The organism is Mediterraneibacter agrestimuris (assembly GCF_943193195.1).
Classification (GTDB): domain Bacteria; phylum Bacillota; class Clostridia; order Lachnospirales; family Lachnospiraceae; genus Schaedlerella; species Schaedlerella agrestimuris.
The window spans coordinates 81,534-92,827 of sequence record NZ_CALPDG010000008.1 but is presented as its reverse complement, the minus strand read 5'-3'; the positions used below and the strand labels follow the sequence as shown (position 1 = coordinate 92,827).

Below are 11,294 nucleotides of genomic sequence, written 5' to 3'. Positions count from 1 at the left end.
TTTCCCATACACCGATGCCACTTTATTTATCATATCAGAACTGCAATAATTTCCTGCTTAAATCAAACCGCAGAGCTTTGGTATCAGCAAGGATAACTGCGGGATATATACTACCAGCATCAGGGCAACAACCATTGCACAGAACATTGGTACAATATATTTCGTGACCTTTTCTACCGATACGCCCCCCACATTACAGCCGACGAACAATACTGAACCAACTGGCGGTGTTACAGAACCAATAGCCAGATTCAGAATCAACATAATACCAAAATGTACCGGACTCATTCCGAAGCTGGTGGCAATCGGCAGGAAAATCGGTGTGAAGATCAAAACTGCCGGTGTCAGATCCAAAAACATTCCCAGAACAAGCAGAAATACATTCATGATCAGCAACAGGATATATTTATTATCCGTAATTCCCATCAGCGTACTGCTCAATGCTGCCGGAATACCTGAATAGCTCATTGTATAAGACATAATATTCGATGCTGCGATCAGGAACAGGATAACCGCCGTATCCATCATACAATCACTCATCAGACTCCAGAGCTGTTTTATAGTCAGTTCACGGTAGGCAAATCCAAGAACGATACAATACAGACAGGCTACCACTCCTGCTTCTGTCGCTGTAAACCAACCGAGCAGAATACCGCCCATAACAATAACCATCATGAAGATACTTGGTATCGCATCGATCAGCACTTTTCCGATAGAGTCCTTTTCTTCCACAGTGGAACCTGTATAGCCTTTTTTCTTTGCAAGGAAAATGGCTACTGCCATAACACATACCCCAAGCAATACTCCGGGAATATAACCGGCCATAAACAGTGCGCTGACGGATACACTTCCGGCTGTGATCGAATAGAGAATCAACGGACCTGACGGCGGGATGATAACTCCTGTAGGTGCGGAACATATATTAACGGCTGCAGAATAGGCATCCTCATATCCTTCATCCTTTTCCAATGGTCCCATGATTTTTCCTACAGCGGAAGCCGCTGCAACAGAAGAACCTGAAATTGCCCCGAAGAACATATTTGTCAGAACATTGGTAGCCGCCAGATATCCTGGAATTTTACCCACAAAAAATCTTGCCAGCCGTACAAGCCTCCGGGCAATACCGCCCTTATTCATTATACTTCCTGCCAGCATAAAGAACGGCAGTGCAAGAAGTGCAAAAGAGTCAATTCCTTTAAAGCATCTCTGTGCTACTACATACGCAAGAACTCCCGGCTCGAAGCCTGCGAACAAAACAATGATGGAAGCACATCCGATACTTACGGAAATCGGCACTCCGATAAACATCAATCCAAAGAAAACGAGAAACAACAAAAGTGTTGCCTGCATTATAGTCATGCTTCACTGCCTCCTCTCTCCACCTTTTTCTCTTTATACATCGAAAGATACCGCAATAATTTTGAAAGAATGACAAACACTCCTGAAACCGGAAGACATCCATAGATCAAGCTCATCGGCAAACGCAGTACAGCTGTCAATTGAGTCATGTTTGCACTCATCATCTGCATACCTCCATAGATATACACATAAACAACAAATACAATTACGATAATTTCATCAATTACAGATACTACCATCAGCGGAACACCATGCAGACGGGAAGTCAGCAATGTCAGTTTAACATGTTTATCATGAAAGAAACAATACGCAGCCCCGATCATTCCTGCCCAGATTAACAGATAACGAAGTAATTCCTCTGTAAACGTAGACGGATTATTCAATATCCAACGGGTAAAGATCTGCCATGTACCGAATATAATCAGTACCAGCATAACAGTTGCCATAATCGTGCTCATGGCTACATCTAACGCTTTTTCCAGTTTTTTCAACTTACTGCCTCCTCATTAATATTCGTAGTTTTGAATCTTTTCACATACTGCCCATACATCCGGTTCCTCTGAAGCCAAACGGTCATAGATCGGCTGTACTGCTTCCTGGAATGGTGTCAGATCTGGAGTATAAAATGTAACTCCCATTTCTTCTGCTGCTGCCACAGATTCATCTATAGCCTCGTTCCATGCAACTTTATAAGCTTCTTTAGCGTTGTCTGCTGCTGTCTTTACAGCTTTCTGCTGGTCTTCGGACATGCTGTTCCAAATAGAGGTTGCAATTACGAGAATATCCGGGATCTGTGTATGCATATCGTAGCTGTAGCATTTTGCAATCTCACCATGTCCTCCGGTTGTCAATGCTGTTTCATTGTTCTCTGCCCCGTCAATAACACCGGACTGCATAGCAGTGTACACATCACTGATCGACATTGTTGTTGCAGAACCGCCGAAGCAATCCATCATCTCAAAAGCCAACGGGGAATCCATCGTGCGGATCTTCAGTCCTTTCAGATCCTCCGGTGTATTGATCGGGGTATCCACTGTATAGAAAGAACGTGCTCCAGAATCAAACCATGTCAGTGCAATAAATCCGTCATCAGAAGTAGATTTGTAAACTTCTTCTGCTTCCTCACTGTCCATGAATGCATAGTAATGGTCTTTGTTATCAAAAATATATGGTACGGAAAATGCTTCATATACCGGTGCAAAAGTTTCAAGAGACGCTGCCGATACTTTCGCCATATCCAGTGCACCGATCGGCATCTGCTCCAGATTATCTTTTTCACTTCCAAGAGTTGCATTCGGGTAAATCTCAACGGTAATTGCTCCATCTGTACTTTCTTTTACTTCATCTGCAAACTGCTCCAATGCCGCCTGGATCGGATGCTCCTCAGAGAGTCCATGGCTTAACTTCAATGTAACACCTGATACCCCCTCACCGGAAGCACCTGCACCATTTCCGCCGATCTTTGCGGAACCCGCATCTCCACATGCTGTCAGCATGAGTGCAGACATACCTAATACAGCAGCCAAACGAAAAATTTTATTTGATTTCATCATTTCTTTTTCCTCCATCTCAATTCCATTCTTATCCAATCATCCAGTCCAGTATCTTGTTGATTTCCTTATCCCAATAATCCCAATTGTGCATTGCCCCGGAAGTCTCAGAATATGTAATCTCTGCTCCCATTTTAATCAGCCGCTCTTTTGCATCCAGATTCATCTGATACAGGAAATCCGCAGTTCCACATGCCTGATATAGTTCCGGCACGATTCCCTTTTCTTTACATCGGCGATATAATTCAAAAATATCTTTGTCTGTACCTGCAAGAGAGTTTGGATCAGCAAATGCATCCTTCCACGGAAACGGTCCGTCAATCGTTCCGTCCAGACATCCCTTAGCCAGTCCGTCAATATCCATTGCTGCAGACATTCCGGCAATTTTACTATATCTTTCCGGATGGGAAAGACCCAGATACCATGCACCATATCCGCCCATAGAAAATCCGGCAATATAGGTATCCTCTCTTTTCTTTGAAACCGGGAACAATGTTGTAATATATGACGGCAATTCTTCCGTCATATAGGTAAAATACTGGTTGCCATGCACCATATCCTGATACAGACTGTTTTCAACCGAAGCTGCAACAGCAACAATATTATGTGTCTGGGCATACCGCTCAATATTACTGAAACGAATCCAACTGCTGCAATCTCCGTAAGCACCATGCAGTAAATATACGACAGGCAGTCCTTTTTCATACTCATAACGCTTCCCGGTTCCCTGCTCCGTAATCTGTTCTTTTCCTTCCGGAGTCGGAATTATTACATTGATCTCTGTGTTGTGATTTAAAACTTTACTAAAATAATGACAATTCAATAACATCTTTCTTCTTTCCTTTCTACATATTTATTTTCTGTTCAAAAGTTTCTTTAGTCGCAGCCGTCCACCGTTTTTCCTCCATTTTTTATTCGTTTTTTTCTCCATAAAACTCCGGAAATCATCCAAACGGTTCGGCCGCAATCCTAGTTTCGGCACCATAACCGCCGACTGCCGGTCTTTAAAAATGTAATAATAATCCGTATCCTCTACCAGTTTGTCCACCTCTTGATATGAAAAAATCAACTTGCTGTCTCCATATATCTCCAAATCTGCAAACCTCAAGCTTACATTACTGGAGATGCCGCCACGCTTTTCCAAAACTCCTTCTGCCTGAACCCTGCTCGCAAAATCTCGGCATGTAATCAGCCAGCAGCCTGCAAACAGACATAATACCTTCACCACATCCGGTATTTTCGTAAATACTGCAAGCAAAATCAACACGGCAGCGATGCAAAGCCATGTCAGCCGACGCATAGGTTTATATGTATCATATTCCATACGGAACATCCGGCGAATCGCATCATCATCAAAAACCATAACAGCGCAATAATTTACTTTTGAACTCAATTTCATTCACCTCCTCTTCTTTTTCTTACATATCACATCTTGCATTCTTTTTTTGCACATAAACTTGCACTAGTATTGTGCATATTTGCTAATTTTATTTCATATTTTTTAGCAAATTTGTTCAATATCGCATCGCTTGCTTATATAATACTCATTTTACATTCATTTTTCCTGTCATTTTGCACTGTAAATCTTGCAATTTGTGCTAATTGTGGTACACTTACCTTAAAAATGTATGTGAGGGAATCTTTTATGATAAAAAAATTAGAACATCTTACGGATTTTGTATTGACGCAAGAATATGCCCGGGAACAATTAAACGGGGGGCAGATCGTTGTTACATGGTATACCAATAAAGACTATACCTATTCCGTTGTCCACTCCCATCCCTTTTATGAAATCGTTCTCTCCATCAGCGGTGGTATTGTAACCTACTCTTCCGGCGGAGATTCCTACTCCCTGCATCCAGGCGAAGTGATTATTTTTCCGAAGGAAAACTTCCACTCTGCAAAATACGGGTCCCAGCAAGAGGCTTCTGAGCGCCTCGTCGCACAAATTGACGGTGACTTCTGGTCAACTACAGCGGCAATGCTCGGGATTGGAGATGCCGGTTGGAACCACTCTGTTACAATTCTAAATGCAGATGCAGCAAATGCGTGGAATCTACGCGGTCTGTTAGAGCGAATGAGTTCCAACGCCGCTTTAGAAAAAGAATTTAAGCCTGTTGCATTCCAAAGTAATCTCAGTGAGTTTTTTATGATAATATGTCAGATTGCGGCAAAGAGCAGTGTATATACTCCCACTGCCAGAAATACAATCGTAGAAAAGGCTGTTCAATATATTCAAGATCACTATACAGAGCCTGAATTAAATGTGGCACAGATTCTGGACTACACTTACACAAGCCGCGGTCATCTCTCCCGTATATTTAAAGAATACACTGCCTTAAGCATTCACAGCTACATTACCGACCTGAGAATGCAGCACTGCCGCCGGGCAATCGCCGACGGCAAGTCGATTCTAGAAGCCTGCAATGAAAGTGGGTTTTCAGATTACAGCAGCTTCCTGAAAATGTTTAGAAAACTTTACGGAATCACTCCGTCTAAGTTCCGTGCAAAATGCTCCAAATAATTCAAGATTGATGGTACACATAATTTCAAACTTAAAACAATCCACCGAACTATTTTATCACATTCTTGTCAATAAAAAAGCACCGCAAACCGGTTATTTAAACCAGTCTGCAAGTGCGTCTTTTTAGACATTTCCTAACACAGTGGATATTTCTCTGTCAGCTCTGCTGCCATCATCTTTGCCTTTTCCACATTCTCTTCTCCGGCAATCACAAGCGAAATGATTTCTGCAATCTTCTCCATATCCTCTTCCATCATACCCCGGCTTGTTACCGCAGGTGTGCCAAGTCTGATGCCGCTTGTCACGAACGGAGAGCGTGGATCATTCGGAATGGTATTTTTATTTGCAGTTACATGGGCATCATCCAGACGCTTCTCCAGCTCTTTTCCGCTGATATCTGTTCCGGTCAGATCCACCAACATCAAATGATTATCTGTATCATCAGACACGATCTTAATTCCATGTGCTTTCAAAGCATTGCAAAGCGCCTTTGCATTCTTCACAACTTGCTCCATATAAATTTTGTATTCCGGCTGCAATGCTTCATGAAAACAGACTGCCTTTGCTGCGATCACATGCATCAGAGGTCCTCCCTGGATTCCCGGGAACACTGCCTTATTGAAGTTGAACTTCTGATTCATTTCCTCACTGCACATAATCATACCGCCGCGGGGACCGCGCAGTGTCTTATGTGTTGTTGTAGTTGTCACATGAGCATACGGAATCGGACTTGGGTGAAGTCCTGTTGCTACCAGACCTGCGATATGGGCAATATCCACCATTAAATATGCCCCTACTTCATCTGCAATCTCACGGAATCTCTTGAAATCAATGGTTCTTGCGTAAGCGCTTGCACCTGCAACAATCAACTTCGGCTGATATTCCTTTGCGATTCTCAGAACTTCATCATAATCGATCACACCGTTCTCGTTTACACCATAAAACCGTACCTGAAAATATTTTCCGGACAGATTGACCGGTGAACCATGCGTCAGATGCCCGCCGTGATCTAAGTTCATTCCCATGATCTTGTCGCCCGGCTCCAGCATCGCGAACATTGCCGCCATATTTGCCTGTGCACCTGAATGCGGCTGAACATTGACATACTCGCAGCCAAACAATTTCTTTGCACGCTCACGCGCCAGCTCCTCTACTACATCTACACACTGACAGCCGCCATAATAGCGCTTTCCCGGATATCCTTCCGCATACTTATTAGTCAAAGGGCTTCCCATTGCTGCCATAACCGCCTTGCTTACCCAGTTTTCAGACGCGATCAGCTCAATATGGGAATTCTGACGGTTCATCTCCGCCTGAATCGCCTCTGCCACCTCAGCGTCTACATTCACAATTTCATCAAAATCGTACATTATACCTTACCTCCGTTTCTGATTTCTCACAGACATCTCATATGATTCAAACTATATATTGCATATAGACTGTTTTCAGTCTACCATATGGGCAGTTTAAAGGCAAGTATGCACTTTAACAAATTATCAGTTTAAAGTGTATTAGAAAATATCGATCACAATAACATACTCAATTCATGCATTCAGTATTTCTAATAAATCTTCTTTTGTCAGCTCCGCCGCAGAAATTCCTTCTCCCTCCAGAACCTGACTCGCAAGCTTTTGCTTTTCCTCCTGCATACGTACAATATTTTCTTCAATCGTGTCCTTCACGATCAGTTTAAATACCATTACCTGCTTCTCCTGTCCAATCCGGTGTGCCCTGTCTGTTGCTTGATTCTGCGCTGCTAGATTCCACCATGGATCAAAATGGATTACGATATTTGCCGCTGTAAGATTTAATCCTGTTCCGCCTGCCTTTAATGAAATCAGGAAGACCGGCACATCATTCTGATTGAATTCCTCTGTCATCTGCATACGTTGTTCCTTCGGAGTCTGCCCTGTCAAAATATAATATGATAATTTCATTCGTTTCAGATGTTTTTCCAGAATTGGGAAAACACTTGTAAATTGGGAAAAAATCAAAACCTTATGATTCCCTTCTACTGCCTGATTGATCAATTCCAGACAAGTTTCTACCTTGCATGCATCATACTGATAATCTTCATAGACAAGTTCAGGGGCGCAACATATCTGACGCAGTCTGGTCAGTTCAGCTAAAATCTGCAGTTTTCCTGTCCGAACCTCTTCCTCACTCTGCTGCTTTAGTGTTTCCAGCATTCTGTTTACATGTGCCTGATACAATTTTTTCTGCTCTGTTTCCATCTCAGAATGTACGACCTGCTCAATCTTATCCGGCAGTTCCTTCAACACATCGTTTTTTACCCTGCGAAGAATAAACGGAAGTATCATCTTCTTGAGCTGTTCTGTCTTCTCCCGATCCTGTTCACGCATGATCGGCTGCTCATATTCCTTCCGAAACCGTTCATGGCTTCCGAGAAGTCCCGGCATCAGATAGTCAAAAATACTCCACAGCTCACTCAGCCTGTTTTCGATCGGCGTTCCTGTCAGCGCAAATTTCACCGAAGCCTGAATCTGTTTCACAGCCCGTGCTGCCTGTGTTCCATGGTTTTTGATATTTTGCGCTTCATCAATCACTTCCACATCAAATGTAGTATCCCGATACAACGCAATATCTCTTTTAACCATATCATAAGATGTAATCCAGACATCACCGTTCTGATCCTTTGTAAGCAGCGCTTCTCTCTGCTCTGCATCACCGGCCATCAACTTTACCTGCAGTTCCGGGGCAAATGTTTCCAACTCTTTTTTCCAGTTATACACAAGAGATGCCGGACAGATGATCAGACTTTTTAAAGTTCCCCGTTCTTGTTTTATCGCTAACAAACAAGCTATCGTCTGCAAAGTCTTTCCCAATCCCATATCATCCGCCAGAATTCCGCCGAATCCTAACTTCTCCAATGTCCGAAGCCAGCGATATCCCGTTTTCTGATAACTTCGTAATATAGATTCCAGGCTTCCCGGCACGGCAAAATCACTATCTTCTATATTTTTCATATTTCGGATCATTTCTTTATAATCCGAATTTCTCTTAACTTGGATCTGATCTTTCCTCTGCAAGACCTGGTCGATATATAATGCCCTATATTTCGGCAGTTCGATCGTCTCCTCTAAAATCTTTCCTTTCGCCAGCGCCAGACCATCCAGAAGTTCCGCAGCCGTTTTGGCAGCATCTTCCTCCAAATTCAGAAAATCTCCGCTTTTCAGCCGGTAATATTTCTTTTTCTTACGGTAAGCGTCTAAAATTCCGATCAATTCCTCTCTGGAAAATGTATCCGAATCCACAGACAGTTCCAGCAGTCCGCTGTGCAGCGAAACGCTGACCTGTGTTTTTGAATTTCGGACGATATTCCTCATCTTAATTTTATCTGTTGCAAATACTTCGCCCCACGCTTCCAGCTGCCGGATTCCGGTATTCAGTAATTGATACATGGCATCTTCATCTTTTGATTCAAAATAAAGAATTCCTTCACCGTATTCTTCCTGTTTGAAATATGCCTTCGCTGTACCAATCACGGCCCTTTCCTTTCCCAAATTCCTGCACTGATAAGATGAAAACGGCGTATCCAGTAAATTATTGACTTCCTCTCCATAAACAACTTCGGATTTTAATGTAACATGTCCGGCATCCTCATCCATATAAAAACGAAACTTCGCCTCCTCCGGCTGATACTCATCCAGATTTATCCCTTTTTTATCCACTGCTTTTTCCTGTTCCAACACTTCCAACACTGTACTGCAAAAAGCCGGCATATCTTTCTTGGAAATAATAAGATTCTGTTCCTTTTCCTCCGATGAAAGCTGTGAGATCACATCTGCTGCTTTCTCAAATCCATCTTTACAATAATATACTTTATTCCTGATTTTAATAAACAAATGCGGTCCGCCTTCAATTCTCTCCAAAACCGGAACAGAAAGCTGAAATGAATCCTCCGCTTCTTTTAATTTACACTTGATCGGCGGGTTTTTATCTAAGACTTGAAGCGTTTTATTCCGTTTTCCATTGTACTCGTAATTAATTTCCATTCCAAGGCTTATAAACAGAATACCTGCAAACAAATCCTCATTCAACTCAATTCTTTTTCCCAATCGCTGATAATGTGCATCATAATATGCCGCCGTTCCCATGATATACTGCACATATTTCCACGCCCTCTGCGTAAACGCACTTTTGCAATGCACGAAAGAGAGCTGTTTTCCGTAACTGACCTGACGTTCTTCTGCCACAGCCTCCACAAAGTCTGAAAGATTTTTCAGAACATATTTTCTATCGTTTCCAATACGAAATGACAAATATCTTTTGCGGGGAAAATAATAACCGCCGCTTTCTTCCTGAATCTCCGGAATCAATTCAATAGAACCATCTGCTTCCTGCTCATTCATCCGTTTCTCCCAAGCCAGCATTTCCATCACATCTATGATCGTCTGATCTGTCATGGTTCTTTGTACACCAAGCCGGAATCTATCCTTTTCCTGCGCTGTTTCTTTATGGTCTTCTAAAAACAGCAAGGCTGCTGCCGCACAATGCTTGCACATCCCTTCATAAGATGCATATGCCGGGCATTCACAATAATACTCTTCTATATCATCATTGTCGTCACATTGAATCTGAACTTCATATTCATTCGAATAGGTTCCTTCTGCAACTGCATCAATAACTAATTTCCCCTCTCTGTCACGCCATGCCGATTGAATTTCAACCATACCATATTTTGCAAGTTCTTTTGCTTTTCCATAGGTGGAACTCAATGCACACCACTCTCTGATCTCCTTATTTGTAAACATATTCTGTCTCCTTGCCATTCATATGCAGATTTTCCTGCTTTTCTCTTTTTATCACATGCCCGGTACACCCAAAAACGTCCAAATGACCATATGGCAAGACATCTTTGTTTTTGATATTCATGATTAAAGAGCATACACTTGTTGCAGCTGACCAGTGATTTTTCCTTCTTAAATCTTCCGCCAGCCCTAATGAACATTTAAAAAAGGGAGCTTTTCGCTCCCAAATATGTATTATAATGTACTTCCGAAATCTGTCGCAATGCTCTGTCCGGTAATTGCTCTGGATTCATCACTGGCAAGGAACAATAAGATGTTTGCAACATCATCCGGCATACAAGGCTGTACTTTCAAATCACCATGTTTTGCCATCTGTCCAAACATATCTGCATCCATATTTGCCGGATTCATTCCCGCTACCATCGGTGTTACAATTGTTCCCGGGCAAACAGAGTTACAACGGATATTTGTTCCGGCAAATCGAAGAGCTGTATGTCTGGTAATACCCACAATAGCCGCTTTACTGGATACATATGCAGCTCCGCCGCAGCCCATTAATCCGGCAATAGAAGCTACGTTCACGATAGAGCCATATCCTGTTTTTGCCATTTCAGCACTTACCTCACGGATGCAGTACATAGTACCTTTCTGGTTAATCCCGAGGATCTTGTCCAAATCTTCATCTGTAAAGCGGTCAATCGGCTTCAGACCTTCCTCAAGTACACCGGCATTGTTTACCAAAATATCAATTTTTCCGTATGCTTTCAGTGTTTCTGCAACTACCTTCTTTACATCTTCTACTTTAGAGATGTCTGAAGTCACTCCCAGCACTTCACCGCCTACTTCTTTAATCTTTTCGGCAACTTCAAGAAGCGGTGCTTCTCTACGTGCAGTAATGACTACTTTTGCACCTTCCTTGGCAAACAATACTGCTGTTGCGGCGCCCACCCCAGAATTGCCACCCGTGATGATTGCTACTTTACCATCTAAACGACCCATAATTTCTTACCTCCTACGTTTATGTATTCTTATTGTTTTTATAGTACTATATTACCAGAATTAAATCAATGTAAAATGGACTGAATACTG

At 42.5% G+C, this 11,294-nt stretch carries 9 protein-coding genes; 1 reads left to right on the top strand and 8 read right to left on the bottom strand.

Annotated elements, in window-relative coordinates; translation table 11 throughout:
- Nucleotides 1-57 precede the first annotated feature (57 nt).
- The 5 genes from NFS18_RS06300 to NFS18_RS06280 are packed head-to-tail and all read right to left on the bottom strand — an operon-like array spanning nt 58 to nt 4,302.
- Complete coding sequence (locus NFS18_RS06300) at nt 58-1,359, bottom strand: TRAP transporter large permease (protein WP_251389102.1); 1,302 nt, start codon at nt 1,357-1,359, stop codon at nt 58-60.
- On the bottom strand, nt 1,356-1,850 hold the full coding sequence (locus NFS18_RS06295; protein ID WP_251389100.1) for a TRAP transporter small permease: 495 nt from the start codon (nt 1,848-1,850) through the stop codon (nt 1,356-1,358). The genes NFS18_RS06300 and NFS18_RS06295 overlap by 4 nt, the downstream gene beginning before the upstream one ends.
- A gap of 15 nt (nt 1,851-1,865) precedes the next feature.
- The gene (locus tag NFS18_RS06290; protein ID WP_251389098.1) at nt 1,866-2,912 is read right to left on the bottom strand and encodes a TRAP transporter substrate-binding protein; all 1,047 of its coding nucleotides are present in this window, start codon (nt 2,910-2,912) and stop codon (nt 1,866-1,868) included.
- A gap of 28 nt (nt 2,913-2,940) precedes the next feature.
- A complete protein-coding gene (locus NFS18_RS06285) occupies nt 2,941-3,738 on the bottom strand; it encodes an alpha/beta hydrolase (protein WP_251389096.1) in 798 nt (265 codons plus the stop codon).
- A 24-nt stretch (nt 3,739-3,762) separates the two neighbouring features.
- Nucleotides 3,763-4,302 carry a YcxB family protein gene (locus NFS18_RS06280; protein ID WP_251389094.1) on the bottom strand — a complete coding sequence of 180 codons (540 nt, stop codon included), beginning with the start codon at nt 4,300-4,302 and terminating at the stop codon, nt 3,763-3,765.
- Between the two features lie 252 nt (nt 4,303-4,554).
- Between NFS18_RS06280 and NFS18_RS06275 the strand changes: the two genes are divergently transcribed.
- Entirely contained in the window at nt 4,555-5,433 is an 879-nt protein-coding gene (locus NFS18_RS06275; RefSeq protein ID WP_251389092.1) for an AraC family transcriptional regulator, read from the top strand.
- A 134-nt stretch (nt 5,434-5,567) separates the two neighbouring features.
- Here NFS18_RS06275 and glyA read toward each other — a convergent pair whose 3' ends face one another.
- The 3 genes from glyA to NFS18_RS06260 all read right to left on the bottom strand — a co-directional run bounded on the left by glyA (nt 5,568) and on the right by NFS18_RS06260 (nt 11,204).
- Complete coding sequence (glyA, locus tag NFS18_RS06270) at nt 5,568-6,803, bottom strand: serine hydroxymethyltransferase (protein WP_251389090.1); 1,236 nt, start codon at nt 6,801-6,803, stop codon at nt 5,568-5,570.
- Nucleotides 6,804-6,977: 174 nt separating this feature from the next.
- Entirely contained in the window at nt 6,978-10,208 is a 3,231-nt protein-coding gene (locus tag NFS18_RS06265; protein WP_251389089.1) for an SNF2 helicase associated domain-containing protein, read from the bottom strand.
- A gap of 231 nt (nt 10,209-10,439) precedes the next feature.
- On the bottom strand, nt 10,440-11,204 hold the full coding sequence (locus NFS18_RS06260) for an SDR family NAD(P)-dependent oxidoreductase (protein WP_251389087.1): 765 nt from the start codon (nt 11,202-11,204) through the stop codon (nt 10,440-10,442).
- Nucleotides 11,205-11,294: the final 90 nt, after the last annotated feature.

What these genes read in the sequence shown, in the direction of transcription:
- NFS18_RS06300 (WP_251389102.1), bottom strand. Translation starts at nt 1,359, where the DNA reads ATGACTATAATGCAGGCAACACTTTTGTTGTTTCTCGTTTTCTTTGGA.
- NFS18_RS06290 (WP_251389098.1), bottom strand. Translation starts at nt 2,912, where the DNA reads ATGATGAAATCAAATAAAATTTTTCGTTTGGCTGCTGTATTAGGTATG.
- NFS18_RS06285 (WP_251389096.1), bottom strand. Translation starts at nt 3,738, where the DNA reads ATGTTATTGAATTGTCATTATTTTAGTAAAGTTTTAAATCACAACACA.
- NFS18_RS06275 (WP_251389092.1), top strand. Translation starts at nt 4,555, where the DNA reads ATGATAAAAAAATTAGAACATCTTACGGATTTTGTATTGACGCAAGAA.
- glyA (WP_251389090.1), bottom strand. Translation starts at nt 6,803, where the DNA reads ATGTACGATTTTGATGAAATTGTGAATGTAGACGCTGAGGTGGCAGAG.
- NFS18_RS06265 (WP_251389089.1), bottom strand. Translation starts at nt 10,208, where the DNA reads ATGTTTACAAATAAGGAGATCAGAGAGTGGTGTGCATTGAGTTCCACC.
- NFS18_RS06260 (WP_251389087.1), bottom strand. Translation starts at nt 11,204, where the DNA reads ATGGGTCGTTTAGATGGTAAAGTAGCAATCATCACGGGTGGCAATTCT.